Below are 14,645 nucleotides of genomic sequence, written 5' to 3'. Positions count from 1 at the left end.
AAACTAAAACACACCCAAACCCGCGCTCTTAGCGGGTTTTTTTCGTACTTACTTTGCCAGCCATTGATTTATTTCTTTATACATAAAGTCGCGGATTAGAGGTTGTGCTTCTTTGTTTGGGTGTAGGTTATCGTTTTGCATTAACTCCGGTTTGTCCGCCACTTCTAACATAAAGTAGGGCATTAGATAGCTACCGGTTTGCTCTGTCACTTGTTGGTAGCTCTCGGTAAACATACTGGTATAACGTGGACCTAAGTTAGGAGGTATTTGGATTTCCATTACAGCAACGTTGGCGCCTGCTTGTTGACTAGATTGCACCAGCTGTGTGAGATTTGCCTTTAACCTTTTTACAGGGAAACCGCGCAAGCCATCATTACCGCCCAACTCGATTAATACATGAGTAGGCGAAATCGTTTTCAATTGCTGATTTATTTTTGCCACAGCATTACCTGTTGTTTGACCGCTAACGCTAACATTGATAATTTCGATCGGATTTTGTTCTGTTTCGTATTTATTTTGTAACAATTTAACCCAACCATCATCTTGTTTCAGGCCATAAGCGGCGCTTAAGCTATCACCAACTATCATGAGTTTTTGCTTGGCATTTGCGCTTAACGGCGTCATTACAATAACAAGTATGAACAACAACTTTAGGAAATAGTACTTCATGTCAGTGCTTTCTCAGTTAAATATGATCCAAGTAAAAGGCCTTACTAAACAGGTCTCTACCGTCGAAGGTAATCTCACTATCCTTAGTGATATCGATTTCACTGTCAAGTCAGGTGAGTCCGTGGCAATCGTTGGCGCTTCTGGCTCTGGTAAGTCAACCTTACTTAGTTTGCTTGCCGGCTTAGATATCGCATCCAAAGGAGAAGTTCATTTAGATGGCGAATCATTACAAAAAATGGATGAAGAAGCTCGAGCTCAACTGCGAGCAGAAAAAGTCGGCTTCGTATTTCAGTCATTTATGCTAGTGCAAAGCCTAACGGCGCTTGAAAATGTGATGCTTCCTGCTGAATTAGCTGGGGACAAAGGTGCAAAAAATCAAGCGACAGAGTTATTAGAAAAGGTCGGCTTGTCCCATCGTCTAACGCACTATCCTTCACAACTTTCGGGTGGCGAACAGCAACGAGTAGCCATCGCCAGAGCCTTTGTTGGCAAGCCCAAGATCTTATTCGCCGACGAGCCATCGGCTAATTTAGACAGTAAAAACGGCCATCTTATCGAGCGTTTGCTGTTTGACCTAAACAAAGAGAATGGCACCACTTTGGTGCTTGTTACCCATGATGAGCAACTCGCTCAACAGTGTGATCGCATCATTCATATTGAAGCTGGAAAACTAGAAGTAATAAAACAAGGAGCGGCCGTCAATGTGGTTTAAGTTAGCACTTACTTTATTCTCTAGGGAATTTAGACGAGGCGAGCTCACCATCATTCTAGCTGCTATTGCGCTTGCAGTATTGACAGTGTTTAGCTTGTCTTCCATTACCGAGCGGATCCGTTTGAATCTAGAACAAAAATCCGCAGATTTTATTGCTGCTGACAGGCGGCTTTCAAGCAATCATGATTTCGACGACCGAGTACTAACCACAGCACGAGAGTTTGGCTTAAATACCGCCAAGCAAGTATATTTTGACTCGATGTTATTTGCCAACGATGAGTTAATACTTGGCGCGCTAAAAGCGGTGACAGAGACATATCCACTTAGAGGTAAGCTTACTTTAAGAGACAGCCTTAATGGCGAGAATTACCAAGTTCAAGCCGCTCCGAAAAAGGGTAATGTATGGCTCAGCGAAGGCTTGTTTTATTCCCTTGGCCTTAAAATTGGCGACGTGGTAGAAATAGGGGCAGGGCAGTTTACCGTGAGTAAGGTGCTCATTAGCGAGCCTGATGCCCCTTTCTTCTCGCTGGCGGGGAACAAACGCGTCCTTATTAATTATGATGATATTGCAGTGACTAAAGCCATTCAACCCGGAAGCCGAGTATTTTACCGCCTATTATTTTCGGGCTCAGAGCAGCAACTGGGAGAGTACTACACTTGGCTCAAGCCACAACTCAAGAGCAACCAATCTTGGCAGGGAATAAAAGACAGGCAATCACCTTTGGGTGAAAACTTAGCTCGCTCGGAGAGCTTTTTGCTCCTTGCTGGACTATTTGGGATCATGCTCGCTGCCGTAGCGATGGCGGTTTCTGCAAAGCGCTATTGTGAGCGCCAATATGATCCCGTCGCCATGATGAAAACGCTCGGTGGTAGTCGCAAAACCATCCGCCGTATTTATCTTTTACATCTTTCTTTAGTGACCTTTTTTTCCGTTGTAGCCGGTCTTGCTATCGGTTACGGGCTGCAAAGTGTTGGAGCCGCTTATCTGATTAACTTTATGGATACGGCCCTGCCTGAAGCAGGCTTTAGGCCTTGGCTATTGAGCATTGCCGTGGGTGTGGTATGCGCAATGATGTTTTCATTAAAACCACTATTAGATTTATTTGATATCCCGCCGCTGCGCGTCCTAAGACGCAACCTTGGAGACACCATCGCGATTAGCCGAATTCATATGGCGCTTTCAGTGTTAACTATTTTTGGGTTAATGTGGCTATTTAGTCGCGATATTAAGATCACCGCGATTTTATTCGGCGCAACCTTGCTACTCATGGCCGTGCTATACGTGATCTCACGACTATTATTTTCAGCGGGTAGAAAACTAGGGTTGAGCCCGGGCTCAAGTTGGTCTTTAGCCATTGCCACACTGCAAAAACGTGCCAATGCAAATGCGGTACAGCTAATTAGCTTTGCTCTGGCTATCAAATTAATGTTGTTTTTAGTGGTGCTGAAAAATGACATGATCTCAGATTGGCAGATGCAAGTTCCAGAAGACGCACCCAATGCGTTTTTTATCAATATCATGGAACAAGAAATTCAGCCAATGCAAAGCAAACTCGATGAAAGTGGCATCAAGCATGAACATTTTTATCCCGTCTTTTTGGGCCGTGTAAATGCGCTGAATGGCGAAGAATTTGCGCGCCGGGTCTCACTACAAGAAGGTGAAGAAAAAGACGAAGACGCACGAGAAGGGGTAGGGAGAGAGCTCAACCTTACCTGGCTAGATGAATTGCCAGCGGGCAATGAAGTAGTCGATGGCGAGTGGTTTGACGACTCTGATGCACTTCAAGTTTCCGTCGCCCAAGGGCTTGCCGAGCGAGTAGGGATAAAAGTGGGGGACACGCTTAGCTTCCTAATCAATAGCCAAACAATTGAAGCCAAAGTGACGAGTTTACGTAGTGTCAATTGGGGCTCGCTGAAACCTAACTTTGTGATGATATTTAACGATAAAATCGCCGGCCAATTCCCAGTGACTTACTTTACTGCCGCCAAGCTTGAAATAGCAGACACTAAGGTTATTAGTCAGTTTTTGAAAGCGTATCCAACAATTAGCATGATAGACATTCAAAGTCAGCTCAAACAGGCGCAGTCGATGATTTCTCAAGTCTCACTGGCGATTAGCTTTGTACTTAGTATCGTGCTTATCAGCGGTTCTTTGGTGCTCATTTCTCAGGTTCAGGCGAGCCTTGCCGAACGTATGCAAGAAATCGTTATCTTGCGCACACTCGGTGCCAAAGGTCGTTTGATAAAACTCGCCACACTTTATGAGTTTTTATTACTTGGCGGATTAGCAGGGCTGGTAGCTGCCGTGGTCAGTGACATTGCACTTTTTGTGATCCAAGTCCAAACATTCGATGTGGATGGCCGCTTGCACCCCTATATTTGGTTATTAGGGCCTGCAACCGGCGCAACGTTCGTCGCTGTGATCGGTTACTTTATGGTAGCGAACACTATGAAACAAAACACGCAAGGGCTACTACGCAAACTCGCATAAAACTTCGAAAAGTCTAAAAAGTGGCTCACCGTTACCATCAGTGAGCCACTCATCTCGCAAAAGCAAAACTCCATCGTCTTGATCTTTACAAACTTCAATTACGTACCTACCTTTAAGTAGGGCTACGCAGTACACATGCGAAACCAAAGGATATTAAAAATGGATAGGATACCGGTTAAAGGCATCATTTTTGACCTAGATGGCACACTAGTGACATCTGAACTCGACTTCTCACTTATTCGGGCACAAATTGGCTGTCCGGTAGGGCAAGACTTACTCAGTTTTATCAGTACATTGCCTTCACCTTATATGCGTGAAGAGGCCATGAACATCGTCCACCAACATGAATTATGTGACGCACAGCACTGTGAAGTTATTCCTGGGGTTAAGGAGTCCATTGGGCATCTTTCGAGAATGGGGGTCCCGCTTGCCGTTGTGACCAGAAACTTTGCAAAAGCGGCGCGATTGAAGCTTAAAACAGCGGGATTGCCAATTCCATTGATTTTAACCAGAGACGACGCACCAGCCAAACCAGACCCGGCCGCACTGCTGCAAGTTGCTCAGACCTGGCAAGTGCCACCTTATCAATGTGTTTATGTTGGCGATTACCTCTACGATATAGAGGCGGCACATAACGCCAATATGCCGTCATGCTTGTTTGCCCCCAATGACAAACCTCACTACGCAGAGCAAGCAGATGTCGTCATTAGTCACTTTGCTGAGTTAGTTGATGCGCTGTACACGCTAGACATGAGAAGACACCGCTACTTAGCCTAGCGCAATAACATTGAAGCTATCAGTTATGTGTTATTTGGTAGTTTGCCTTTTTTCCCTCAGTCGACTCAAATGACCCTTTGTCACCCACCGCAATCGCGTCAACATCGCTCTGTACCACCGTAAAATTACTATGTGCTTTACCGTGCTTAAAACGACCATCGTGCATCAATACAACCTTACCTTGTTGCCCAGAAAAGCCCCCGGTTACGGCTTCAAAGCCATTAAACTCAACATCTCCTTCTTCGGTATAGTGAAGCTGATAATAAACTTCGCTACTGCCTTCAATTTCGCCTTCATAACTGAGGCTCACCACGGCTTTTGAGAGTTTAGCACCATCATCAAATTGTTTTTCTGTGGTTTCTTGCCAATTGTTAATTTCGTACACACCTGTTAGTTGCATCGTTTATCCCTTAATTTTATAGTGGAAGAGTTTGACCTTGCTCTGCAGTTTCATGCAGCTTGTTTTAAATCTAGCACGCGATTTCAAATTGGTATTGTAAAAACACGACAACAAACGAAGAGCTCTATCCATAACAAGGCAGTGATGAAATCTAACCATAGTCAAATTAACGGCGTACTTCACCAACAACAAAGCGCGCCAAATTACCAGCTTAGACGGTATTTTCCATGTACAGAGTTAAAGGGTTTTGTCGAGCAATTTTGGTTTGTCGACTGGTGTTTGCCGGATAATAAAACCCATACACAAAGAAACTTACCAGATCCCAACTTTCATTTGCTGCAAAGTACCGATGAGTTAAAAATTATTGGCCCTGTAAGCAAAGTATACGATTACACAATGCGTGGAAAAGGGCAGCTCTTGGGGGTTAAATTTAGGGTCGGTGCCCTAGTGGAGCTATTTAATATCACTCCTTTGACATGTGTCGATAAAACCTTTTCTTTGCAGCATCTTTGCGATGTGCCATCGAGTCCGCTGGTTTCTTCATTAACCATGGCAAGTGATGATGCAGAGCGGGTAAAAGTGCTATCGCAATTTTTAATGTCGTTTACACTCCCTCAAAGCACAGGTGCTGCTATGGCTGAAGATATTCTCGACACTTTGCGAGATCACAGCGATATTTTTTCGGTTGAGCAACTTGCTAAACAATGCGACATGCCAATACGAAAAATACAAAGGCTTTGCCAACACTACATAGGTTTTAGTCCTAAATGGCTAATTCGAAAGTATCGCCTGCACCAAGCACTTGCACTGCTTGAGTCCAATGTGACTACAATGGCAGATATTGTTGCTCAGTTGAACTATACCGATCAGTCACATCTTATAAGAGATTTTAAAGAAATAATCGGCACCACTCCCAATCGTTATCTCAAGCGTCCCTAACGGGTACTTCGCCTAAACGCCTTGTAATGCCCCTTTACAACACCACAACGCAATGACACTTAAGCCTCAATCGCTTTACAAATTAGTGCAATTGCACCGCTTGTCATCGAGACATTTAATGCTTCTCTATCTGGGTTACACTCCATAGCGAGTGCTACCCCATGTAAATAATCAACCAGTAAGTTAATCGCATCTTGTTGTGCCTGTCCTTGTAATTTAAGCGTTTGAGTCACTTCTTCAAATCGAGTTTGAAATACTTGAGCTGGACCCACTGAGTTCATTGACAGCAGCACAGTTAACAACCCTGGATAGTCGTCGAGTAGCTGTAAATAACTTGTACTGAGCTGTTGTAGTTCTGTTTGCCACGGTTCATCGCAGCTAGGTTCATATATTTCATCGACTAAAGAGCAGGTCAAAGCCTCGAGCAAAGCCTGTTTGTTTTTAAAGTAGTAATAAATTGCCATCGCATCGACATGTAGGCTGCTCGCCAACGCTCGAATACTAGGCACTTTTCTACTTTCCTTCATCTGCAATTTTGCAGCTTGTATGATCCGCTCCTGACTTAGTGCTTCACCTTCCGCTAACGGTCGGCCACGCTTCTTATCCTTGACACTCATTGTTTACTCTCGCTAAGATAAAATAAATTCTACACCGTAGAATTTATTTTATCTTGAAATGGTTTAGGGTTCAATTGGAGTATAAAATGGTAAACATCGTCTATATTGGGGCAAGCCTAGACGGCTTTATCGCAGATAAAAACAACTGCTTAGACTGGCTACACGATTTACCCAACCCTGAAGGTTCAGACTTGGGGTTCGCCGATTTTATGGCCCGCGTAGATGCCATCATCATGGGACGTAATACCTTTGAGACAATCCAAGGATTTGATTGCGAATGGCCATACAATAAACCTGTTTTTGTATTAAGTAATACGCTTAAAGAGGTACCGAAGGCCTTTGCAGATAAGGTATCGCTTGTGCGAGGTGAACTGACTGATATCGTCGAACAACTGGCTCAGCAGGGCTTTAAAAACCTTTACATTGATGGCGGAAAAACCATACAAAGCTTTCTCCAACAAGATCTCATTGATGAGCTAATTATCACGACCATTCCAACTATTTTAGGTGGTGGAACACCTTTATTCGGAAAATTAAACGAACCGCTTAAATTCAAACACGTGAATGCTGTGAGATATTTAGATTGCGTGGTAAAAAATTACTACGTACGCCAAAGATAACCCTAAGAAGGCGCTTAAAATAAGCGCCTTCAGTATGCGCCTATGCGTCCTTCATATCCGCAAAGTGCTCAAGCTGCTTTAACTGATATAAATCACGCCAAAGCAGAGGGATGATAATAACGGTTAACGTGATGTTTGAGATAGGTACCGCAAGCCACACCCCATCAACACCAAACCAGAAGGGCAATAAATATAAAAACGGCAATTGCACCAACATGTTTCCAAGCGAAATAGCCAATGCTTTACCGCCTTTGCCTACCGCAACAAAGTACATCGAGGTAAGAAATATAAAGCCATCCAAGAATAACGTGGATAGATGCAGCTGCAAACCACGCTCGGCCGCATTGAGCAAAGCCAAATCCTCACTGAAGAGCCCAAGTACATCCTTCGGAAACAGATAAAACATCGTTACCATCATCACACCAACACCCAAGCTTACTTTGAGCGCCAGCTTAACCATAGTGTGAATGCGCTGGTAAAGGCCTGCTCCATAATAATAACTGATGGGCGGCTGGACACCATTCGCTACGCCTTCTGCGATAAAATAGTAAATAACGCCAAGGTAACCAACCACAGCGAAGGCCGCCACCTCAACTTCACTGGCAAATATCAGCAACTGCTTGTTGTGTAACGCAACGATAAAGCCAAAATATAAAAACATCACCAACCCTGCAGCGCCTAACTTTAGTATTTCCAGAGCTAGTGGCTGATTAAACGCGCCTTTGGGTTTACTTTCGTCACTAGAAGTGAGCAAAAAGTAGAGCGCCGCCAGTGCGACTATCCCTTGTGAAATCAGCGTAGCAAGTGCAGCACCGGGAAGTTGCCATTGCATTTTCACAATCATAAAATAATCGAGCACTATATTGCTGAGCGCCCCTATAATTAGCAAAGCTGTTGCCATTTCTGGTTTACCATTGTTTCTTAGTAGTAACGGCAGCGCACCTGCCGCAATGGTAACCCCAGCTCCCCAATTCAATACCTGTAAGTAGGCCAAACTGGAATGTAAAAGCTCGCCCGATGCACCTTGAAGCTCGAGCAAACTCGGTCCGAATAATACAAGGACAATCATTGCAACCACAGTCAAGATAGCGATGAGCCAAAAGCTGGTGCTCATCAGCTGCGGCACACCTGTATTGTCGCCAGCGCCACGATAAATCGACAGCAAACTGCCAGATCCTATCCCGACTAAAACGCCAAAACCAATAATGATCCCTATAATGGGCCAAGCAAGGTTTACAGCGGCCAACCCCTGAGCACCAAGGTAGTGACCAATAAAAATACCATCGACGATTTGGTACAATCCGTTGACCACCATTGCGACAACGGCAGGGATAGTATAACGCCAAAAAGCGCGGGTAACGTTAGCGTCTTTTGTGGGGGGGTTGCTCGCTGAATCTAACAGCATGATGAAATCCTTAAGCAAGAAAAACCGTTATTATCCTTGTAATTGAGATTGGTCAAAGTTAGTATCCATCCGGAATTCGGATAGGTTAAATAATCATGCATTGGACACTCGATCAACTCGAAGCCTTTGTCACCGCCGTCAGGTTGGGGTCATTTTCAGCTGCAGCAAGACACTTGGGGAAGGCACAATCTCGGGTCAGCACCGCAATTGCCAATCTGGAAGCCGATCTAGGCTTTGCACTTTTTGACCGCTCCGCCAGACTGCCAGTGTTAAATCAAGCTGGTCTTGATCTGTTTAAAGAAGCCGAAGCGGTGCTCATGCAGTGTCAGCGACTGCAATCAAGAGCCAATTCTCTTAATAGTGGCGAAGAGGTGTCTCTCACCGTTGCCATGGATGAAGCAGTACCCATCATCGCATTTGAATCTTTGTTTGAACGATTGGCTCAGCAATTTCCGTTATTAAAATTAGCCATTATTAATGGCTCTCAAGACGACATTGCACAATGGGTAAGCGCAAAAAGGGCAGAAATAGGCATTTTATTTCACCAAAAACCATTGCCAGAATCGCTGGATTTCACTTCGATAAACAGCTTTAAACAAATCTTGATCTGCTCCCCTCACCACCCGCTGGCACAACATCCAGCCCCGAGTATTGAAGAGCTAAATCGACATCGGCAGCTCGTAATACGCGACCGCATTGGTAATACTCAGTCACAAGCCATATCCACAAGCCACTGGCACATTGACAGCTACTATTACATCATGGGTTTAGTCATTAGAGGCGTTGGTTGGGCATTAGTACCTGAACATGTTGTCAATACGCCTTGGTACATGGGAGAACTGTTCGAGCTGTCAACCGAGCATATTCCTAACTCTTTGGTCGTCGAAATGGGCATAGTGCAACGCAGAGAACAAAGTAAAGGCCCTATTGTGCAGTGGCTTTATAACGAAACAGCTAACTTATTCTGAGTAAACCTATACTGTCAAATTAAAGCCATACAGGCTCTGCATAATCTGGTATTTTTTCTACACTGATGGTTAAATTGATCTGTTTTGGATAAATTTCCTTTTAGCAAACACCAGTAACAAAAGTTCACATTTACATAGTAGAGTGGAATTAATACTGAGAACCAATTTAGGAGCACGTAGTTTTATTGTTTAAGACTGCAGTTAGGATACATTATGTTTGATAAAAATACGCTTATTGAAGCCTACGAAAACGTTTTAATTACGCTTATTAAAAAGCGTATCAACGAGTTAAAATTTTATGTAAATCAAAGTACTTATTCTCATATGTCGTTATCTGTTGAATTTTGGCATTACGATGTAAATTGGAATATCTACAGCCTGCCCGACAGCCGTTTCGAGCAGCATAAAAACGTTGCTTCAGACGAGTTTATCATCTTGTCTGATTTTGAAGATGATTGTCCAGAAGTCAGTAAACTGAGAGACATTTTCGAGAGCTGGGAAGATATTGAACTCGTTGAAGACGAGGACGAGAATATGGATATGTTGTTCAAGCTATCTCATGAAGCGCTCGCCGAGGCACTATGCGGAAACGAAGTAAAACCACTATTACTAGACATCTTTGCTGAAAATAAGGCGTTAAAAAACAAACCGCTTAACGAGCTTATCAAAGTAGAAGATCCGGACGGACGTTTTGATCTCAACTTTATAGCAGCCGCTTCTCAGTAGGCCGGTGAGACAAAGTTTTAAGCACACGCTTAGACATATTTGGAGCTTAGTCTAATGAAAGTAAAACGGATTATTTCAAATATTAACACCCCCAACCCAGAGGATGCCGCAGTATTCTATGAACGTGTCTTTGGTCTTGAGCTTGTCATGGACCATGGCTGGATTAAAACTTTTAGTTCAGGTGAAGAAATGATCGCACAAATTAGTGTGGCATCTGAAGGGGGATCAGGAACGCCTGTGCCTCAATTATCCATAGAAGTCGACGACCTTGACACCGCTTTGAATAGAGTTGTTGCGGAGCAAATACAGATTGAGTATGGACCCGTGTCGGAGCCCTGGGGTGTGCGCCGCTTTTATGTTCGGGATCCTTTTGGCTACTTAGTGAATGTTCTACAACACGAAAAGTAAGCTACTTTTATCGCAGCAGATTGATTATTCGTTGCAACAAATAATAAGGGAGCTTTCTTGCAAACACTCCCTTATTCATCACTTCAAAGGAGCCCTGATTTAAAAACCTGTAGTTTAAGTTGCAACCCGATGTAAGATGGTTGACTCATATTCTCAGCTGCGGATGATAGAGCGGTAAAACCCATAAATCTAACCCACTAAATGTAAAGGGGCTTTACATCACACCACCCATAAACCAGTCAGTTAACTTACTTCTTTGGCTTTGGTAATAGCAGCTTGGATCGCAGCTTTGGCCTGTGGGCTGTTTTTCCAACAAGTTGTTCGCAACATAGAAGCGACCCGCTCAGCAATTTCTTCAACTTCATAAGTCGCAAGTTCGCTCAAACTGCAAATACCGATTTCTTCAAAACGCTTTATTACCGTAGGGCCAACTCCCTTGAGTGCGAGTAAGGTGTCTTTTTCACTTTCAGAGAAAACCATAATTCAGCTATCCTTTTATTTATCAAAACGCTCAACATTAGCGCGATAATATTGAAATTCTATCACTATCTTGGCTTGAGAAGTCTGGATCAACATAAATATACATTCTTGTGATCAAGTTATCAGAGAATTCGAACACACTACAAAAACGGCCAGATGAAATTTGATTATCAGGCCAGTGCGTACCATCACGCATCACACCGCCTTCGCGCCCTTCAACAACAACAGTTTTTCCAGACACAATGAAATTAAAATGCGCAATATCGTGCCAAATACTGTTGAGTGAGCTGCCAATTTTATCGCCAAACTCAAGTAATGCTTGCTTACCAACAGCGTCACCAAACTTTGGAAAAAAGAAAGTCACTTCATCATGAAATAAGTCTAAATAGCTTGAATCTCCAGCATCAATCTTTTTAAAGTACTCAGTCACCAATTCAATTAAGGTATTTTTATCCATCGTTTTTTCTTCCTAGTCCTTTGCAATTAATTTGTAATCCCACTCTCTTAATTAGGGCAAACACAATAAAAACAATATAGGTAACCTGAACTCGGGATAACAACTTGTTCTCTAGCAGCTGTTATCCCTTACTACTGCATTAAATTTGCTTGCAATAGGCTAGCTATTGACGCACAAATTTGCCTTGTATTACGAAATAACTTCTGGCTAGAGTGATATTACGCTTTTGAACTTAGGTATTTTAGTAGCTTAACTAACTTCTTATCCCGAGTTAAGGTTAGGTAATCTCAATTGAAGAATTTGCGATGCAAGGTTTAAAGTGAGCACTGTAGATTCCTCGTCCATAAAATAATTAACCTTATTTAATGCAATCAGAATACGCAAAATAAAGTCCGATGACGACAACCAGCCCCAGCTTGCTTTTCTCAACACAAAGCACGCATTGTATACCTCGAAAGGGAATGGTAACTTATTGATGAATTTACGTTTAAATTTATTGAAAGAGAGCTTAATGTTCAAGCTAAGACCGTTCCAGGCCAATGATGTTGACAACATGGTCGTGATTTTGAACGATCCCGATGTCGTTCGGTATTTATCAACAAAAATTCCGCAACCTTACACCGAGCAAGATGCCATGTGGTGGGTAAATGAAGGCAGTAAACACGGCTATGTTCGGGCGATTTGCGATGGTCAGCAGCTTATCGGCTGTATAGGTGTTAATCCTGGCGAGTTTGAATATGAGCGCTCTGGTGAAATAGGCTATTGGCTCGCAAAAAGCCATTGGCGTAAAGGAATTACTCATAAAGCCATTTTGCACATTACCTCAGAGGTATTTAGCGAGACCAATATTGAACGGATCTTTGCCGCAGTATTTGACGACAATCATGCATCAATGAAGCTACTAGAGAAGTCAGGTTTTGAGCAAGAAGCGGTGTTAAAACACGCTATATTCAAAAATGAACGTTTCTATAACAATCACATTTTTGCCTTATTAAAGCCTTAGGTATACAGCTGCTTAGCTCAATAGTCAGTCGGCGACCCTAGTTGCTAAGTAGATCCATATTAATTTGTTGGCTTCATTATTAACCTAGACCAAGGTCAGCGCTATCTCTAGCGACTCAATCTGCTTTTTTAAGCTTGGATTGATTTCTTCATCAGTAATAATTGTGTCAATTTCGTTAGCTGTAACAATCTGATAAGTAGCGACTTTATCTAGTTTATTACTCGGTCCCATAATCACAGTGTGATCGCTTTGACGAATAGTCGCAGAGAGGATCTCCGCTTCTTCGATATAGCTTGCACTAAAACCGTGGTGAATATGGAACGAGCAAATCCCCATAAAAACAATATCAAAACGGATCCGTTTCACCATTTCGATCGCCGTCATGCCTACCACCCGCATTGCTGGTTTAAACATCGGGCCGCCCAATAAAATCACATCCACCAGCGAATGATAAGCCAACTCTTTAGCGATCAGTGGACAACCCGTAACCACAGTCAACGGCATATTTTTAGGTAAGTGTTGTGCCAAATAACGGCACGTCTCGCCAGAATCAATCACGATCGTTTGTCCAGGCACGAGCATCGCTAAGGCAGGCTCAATATAACGAATTTTACTGGTATCGGGTTTATCTAAACGCTCGATATAGTCAGGAGTATTATCCTGCAGCGCTAAAGCGCCACCATGAACACGCCGCAGGAGCTTAAGCTCAGCCAGTTTGTTTAAATCCCGACGGATTGTGTCTTCGCTTACATCAAGCGTTTGCGCCAAGGACACTGAGGTGATCCGCCCTTGTAAATTAAGCTGATCGAGAATGAATTGATGACGTTCTGCCAATAGCATTGCATGTTCCTGCATGTTTTTGCGTAATTTTACTTGAAAAAGATCGAGATACAAGCGTATTATTTGCACAAACATGCATGATAAAGCCGATTTACTATTAACTAACGCCTGTTTATGCGTGAAATATTATCATAAGGAGTAAAAATGGCACTTAATTCACTCAACCTGAACCGTTATCAGGGATTGATATTCGATATGGATGGCACACTTGTTGATTCTGAAAGTGCAGTACGACAGGCCGTCGCGCCTTGGTGTGAGAAACATCATGTCGATTTGGAAATGGTATTAACTACGGGCAGAGGTGCACGTTTCAAAGACTTTATAGAACAATTTACTCCGCATTTAGATAGCCTGCATGAAGTTGAGCTGTTGGAACAAGCAGAAGCCGACCTTGCCCATACCGTCACAGCCATTCCTGGAGCTAAATCGTTTTTAAGCGAAATAAAAGCACAGCAACGCAAGTGGGCCGTTGCAACTTCTGCAAATCGTCACAATGCAGTTGCACGACTCACCACAGCAGGTTTACCTATTCCTGAAATATTAATTACCGCAGATGATGTTGGGCAAGGTAAGCCTCACCCTGAGCCATTTTTATTGGCGGCCAAACGACTGGGAGTGGCAACCTCTAAATGCCTTGCATTTGAAGACTCAGATCAAGGGGTGAGATCCGCACTTAGCGCAGGCTGTGACGTAGTCGTAGTTAACCATTTTTGTACCATTCAGCATGACCATATTGTTGCCCGTATCAATCACTATCAGGATATCTACTTATCAGAGGAAGTAAGCGAATGAAAACATGGCTGACAGGCTTTTATCAAACGAAAGATATCTACTGGGATTTCGCCGGTGTATTCTTTGGTGGGATCGGTTTTATCGCATTATTCGGCCAGCTACTCAGCGAACTTGAGCGCCAAGGCCCAACCAACTTGTCCTTTACGTTTTTAATCGGGTATGTATTGGTGTTTAGTTTTTGGCTGATGTATGGGCTGAGATTTCAGCGAATGGCAATCATTGTTACTAATGTACTTTGCCTACTTTTACAGATCTTAATTTTACTAACTGCGATTTTGCGTTGAGTAGTTGGCAAAGCTAAACAGCTTTGCCAACCCATCTAGAACGGATTGCCATTTGAT

The 14,645-nt window shown here is 43.2% G+C and carries 18 protein-coding genes; 11 read left to right on the top strand and 7 right to left on the bottom strand.

Annotated elements, in window-relative coordinates; genetic code table 11:
* Positions 1-48 precede the first annotated feature (48 nt).
* Positions 49-669: an arylesterase gene (locus tag EXT48_RS20745; protein ID WP_010376088.1), complete on the bottom strand. Its 621-nt coding sequence runs from the start codon at positions 667-669 to the stop codon at positions 49-51.
* Here EXT48_RS20745 and EXT48_RS20740 point away from each other — a divergent pair.
* The 3 genes from EXT48_RS20740 (at position 668) to EXT48_RS20730 (ending at position 4,649) form a co-directional block, all read left to right on the top strand.
* Complete coding sequence (locus tag EXT48_RS20740; RefSeq protein ID WP_010376092.1) at positions 668-1,381, top strand: ABC transporter ATP-binding protein; 714 nt, start codon at positions 668-670, stop codon at positions 1,379-1,381. The genes EXT48_RS20745 and EXT48_RS20740 overlap by 2 nt on opposite strands.
* A complete protein-coding gene (locus tag EXT48_RS20735; RefSeq protein WP_130165623.1) occupies positions 1,371-3,872 on the top strand; it encodes an ABC transporter permease in 2,502 nt (833 codons plus the stop codon). Before EXT48_RS20740 ends, EXT48_RS20735 begins: the two co-directional genes overlap by 11 nt.
* A 159-nt stretch (positions 3,873-4,031) precedes the next feature.
* Positions 4,032-4,649, top strand: a complete 618-nt coding sequence (locus EXT48_RS20730) for an HAD family hydrolase (RefSeq protein ID WP_130165622.1) — start codon at positions 4,032-4,034, stop codon at positions 4,647-4,649.
* 19 nt (positions 4,650-4,668) lie between these two features.
* Here EXT48_RS20730 and EXT48_RS20725 read toward each other — a convergent pair whose 3' ends face one another.
* Positions 4,669-5,049 carry a DUF3224 domain-containing protein gene (locus EXT48_RS20725; RefSeq protein ID WP_130165621.1) on the bottom strand — a complete coding sequence of 127 codons (381 nt, stop codon included), beginning with the start codon at positions 5,047-5,049 and terminating at the stop codon, positions 4,669-4,671.
* Between the two features lie 144 nt (positions 5,050-5,193).
* On the opposite strand from EXT48_RS20725, the gene EXT48_RS20720 reads away from it, so the two are divergent.
* Complete coding sequence (locus EXT48_RS20720) at positions 5,194-5,988, top strand: helix-turn-helix domain-containing protein (RefSeq protein ID WP_240703416.1); 795 nt, start codon at positions 5,194-5,196, stop codon at positions 5,986-5,988.
* Between the two features lie 59 nt (positions 5,989-6,047).
* On the opposite strand, the gene EXT48_RS20715 is transcribed toward EXT48_RS20720, so the two are convergent.
* Entirely contained in the window at positions 6,048-6,605 is a 558-nt protein-coding gene (locus EXT48_RS20715) for a TetR/AcrR family transcriptional regulator (protein WP_130165619.1), read from the bottom strand.
* Between the two features lie 86 nt (positions 6,606-6,691).
* Between EXT48_RS20715 and EXT48_RS20710 the strand changes: the two genes are divergently transcribed.
* Entirely contained in the window at positions 6,692-7,225 is a 534-nt protein-coding gene (locus EXT48_RS20710) for a dihydrofolate reductase family protein (RefSeq protein ID WP_130165618.1), read from the top strand.
* Between the two features lie 40 nt (positions 7,226-7,265).
* On the opposite strand, the gene EXT48_RS20705 is transcribed toward EXT48_RS20710, so the two are convergent.
* Positions 7,266-8,630 carry an MATE family efflux transporter gene (locus EXT48_RS20705; protein ID WP_130165617.1) on the bottom strand — a complete coding sequence of 455 codons (1,365 nt, stop codon included), beginning with the start codon at positions 8,628-8,630 and terminating at the stop codon, positions 7,266-7,268.
* Between the two features lie 95 nt (positions 8,631-8,725).
* Here EXT48_RS20705 and EXT48_RS20700 point away from each other — a divergent pair, with 95 nt between their 5' ends.
* From EXT48_RS20700 to EXT48_RS20690, 3 genes are all read left to right on the top strand, one after another.
* Complete coding sequence (locus EXT48_RS20700) at positions 8,726-9,598, top strand: LysR family transcriptional regulator (RefSeq protein ID WP_130165616.1); 873 nt, start codon at positions 8,726-8,728, stop codon at positions 9,596-9,598.
* Positions 9,599-9,811: 213 nt separating this feature from the next.
* Positions 9,812-10,324, top strand: coding sequence for a hypothetical protein (locus EXT48_RS20695; protein WP_130127479.1), 513 nt, complete (start codon positions 9,812-9,814; stop codon positions 10,322-10,324).
* A 54-nt stretch (positions 10,325-10,378) separates the two neighbouring features.
* Positions 10,379-10,732, top strand: a complete 354-nt coding sequence (locus EXT48_RS20690; RefSeq protein ID WP_045988624.1) for a VOC family protein — start codon at positions 10,379-10,381, stop codon at positions 10,730-10,732.
* A 243-nt stretch (positions 10,733-10,975) separates the two neighbouring features.
* On the opposite strand, the gene EXT48_RS20685 is transcribed toward EXT48_RS20690, so the two are convergent.
* Together EXT48_RS20685 and EXT48_RS20680 are read right to left on the bottom strand one after the other, a co-directional pair.
* Positions 10,976-11,212, bottom strand: coding sequence for a helix-hairpin-helix domain-containing protein (locus EXT48_RS20685; RefSeq protein ID WP_130165615.1), 237 nt, complete (start codon positions 11,210-11,212; stop codon positions 10,976-10,978).
* Between the two features lie 37 nt (positions 11,213-11,249).
* On the bottom strand, positions 11,250-11,669 hold the full coding sequence (locus EXT48_RS20680; protein WP_130165614.1) for a nuclear transport factor 2 family protein: 420 nt from the start codon (positions 11,667-11,669) through the stop codon (positions 11,250-11,252).
* A 511-nt stretch (positions 11,670-12,180) separates the two neighbouring features.
* Between EXT48_RS20680 and EXT48_RS20675 the strand changes: the two genes are divergently transcribed.
* Complete coding sequence (locus EXT48_RS20675) at positions 12,181-12,672, top strand: GNAT family N-acetyltransferase (protein ID WP_130165613.1); 492 nt, start codon at positions 12,181-12,183, stop codon at positions 12,670-12,672.
* A gap of 84 nt (positions 12,673-12,756) precedes the next feature.
* On the opposite strand, the gene EXT48_RS20670 is transcribed toward EXT48_RS20675, so the two are convergent.
* Positions 12,757-13,512, bottom strand: a complete 756-nt coding sequence (locus EXT48_RS20670) for a DeoR/GlpR family DNA-binding transcription regulator (RefSeq protein ID WP_045965520.1) — start codon at positions 13,510-13,512, stop codon at positions 12,757-12,759.
* A 144-nt stretch (positions 13,513-13,656) separates the two neighbouring features.
* On the opposite strand from EXT48_RS20670, the gene EXT48_RS20665 reads away from it, so the two are divergent.
* Together EXT48_RS20665 and EXT48_RS20660 are read left to right on the top strand one after the other, a co-directional pair.
* A complete protein-coding gene (locus EXT48_RS20665; protein ID WP_130165612.1) occupies positions 13,657-14,304 on the top strand; it encodes an HAD-IA family hydrolase in 648 nt (215 codons plus the stop codon).
* Positions 14,301-14,588: a hypothetical protein gene (locus EXT48_RS20660; RefSeq protein WP_130165611.1), complete on the top strand. Its 288-nt coding sequence runs from the start codon at positions 14,301-14,303 to the stop codon at positions 14,586-14,588. The genes EXT48_RS20665 and EXT48_RS20660 overlap by 4 nt, the downstream gene beginning before the upstream one ends.
* Positions 14,589-14,645: the final 57 nt, after the last annotated feature.

It is taken from the genome of Pseudoalteromonas sp. CO348, assembly GCF_004208845.1.
GTDB lineage: Bacteria > Pseudomonadota > Gammaproteobacteria > Enterobacterales > Alteromonadaceae > Pseudoalteromonas > Pseudoalteromonas maricaloris.
The sequence above is the reverse complement of the archived record's forward strand: the minus strand, read 5'-3'. Positions and strand labels throughout refer to the sequence as shown.

Excerpts from the sequence above, each read along its gene's own strand:
- EXT48_RS20740 (WP_010376092.1), top strand. The coding sequence starts at position 668 with ATGTCAGTGCTTTCTCAGTTAAATATGATCCAAGTAAAAGGCCTTACT.
- EXT48_RS20730 (WP_130165622.1), top strand. The coding sequence starts at position 4,032 with ATGGATAGGATACCGGTTAAAGGCATCATTTTTGACCTAGATGGCACA.
- EXT48_RS20720 (WP_240703416.1), top strand. The coding sequence starts at position 5,194 with ATGAAATCTAACCATAGTCAAATTAACGGCGTACTTCACCAACAACAA.
- EXT48_RS20710 (WP_130165618.1), top strand. The coding sequence starts at position 6,692 with ATGGTAAACATCGTCTATATTGGGGCAAGCCTAGACGGCTTTATCGCA.
- EXT48_RS20680 (WP_130165614.1), bottom strand. The coding sequence starts at position 11,669 with ATGGATAAAAATACCTTAATTGAATTGGTGACTGAGTACTTTAAAAAG.
- EXT48_RS20695 (WP_130127479.1), top strand. The coding sequence starts at position 9,812 with ATGTTTGATAAAAATACGCTTATTGAAGCCTACGAAAACGTTTTAATT.
- EXT48_RS20715 (WP_130165619.1), bottom strand. The coding sequence starts at position 6,605 with ATGAGTGTCAAGGATAAGAAGCGTGGCCGACCGTTAGCGGAAGGTGAA.
- EXT48_RS20665 (WP_130165612.1), top strand. The coding sequence starts at position 13,657 with ATGGCACTTAATTCACTCAACCTGAACCGTTATCAGGGATTGATATTC.
- EXT48_RS20705 (WP_130165617.1), bottom strand. The coding sequence starts at position 8,630 with ATGCTGTTAGATTCAGCGAGCAACCCCCCCACAAAAGACGCTAACGTT.
- EXT48_RS20685 (WP_130165615.1), bottom strand. The coding sequence starts at position 11,212 with ATGGTTTTCTCTGAAAGTGAAAAAGACACCTTACTCGCACTCAAGGGA.
- EXT48_RS20745 (WP_010376088.1), bottom strand. The coding sequence starts at position 669 with ATGAAGTACTATTTCCTAAAGTTGTTGTTCATACTTGTTATTGTAATG.
- EXT48_RS20725 (WP_130165621.1), bottom strand. The coding sequence starts at position 5,049 with ATGCAACTAACAGGTGTGTACGAAATTAACAATTGGCAAGAAACCACA.
- EXT48_RS20675 (WP_130165613.1), top strand. The coding sequence starts at position 12,181 with ATGTTCAAGCTAAGACCGTTCCAGGCCAATGATGTTGACAACATGGTC.
- EXT48_RS20690 (WP_045988624.1), top strand. The coding sequence starts at position 10,379 with ATGAAAGTAAAACGGATTATTTCAAATATTAACACCCCCAACCCAGAG.
- EXT48_RS20660 (WP_130165611.1), top strand. The coding sequence starts at position 14,301 with ATGAAAACATGGCTGACAGGCTTTTATCAAACGAAAGATATCTACTGG.
- EXT48_RS20735 (WP_130165623.1), top strand. The coding sequence starts at position 1,371 with ATGTGGTTTAAGTTAGCACTTACTTTATTCTCTAGGGAATTTAGACGA.
- EXT48_RS20670 (WP_045965520.1), bottom strand. The coding sequence starts at position 13,512 with ATGCTATTGGCAGAACGTCATCAATTCATTCTCGATCAGCTTAATTTA.
- EXT48_RS20700 (WP_130165616.1), top strand. The coding sequence starts at position 8,726 with ATGCATTGGACACTCGATCAACTCGAAGCCTTTGTCACCGCCGTCAGG.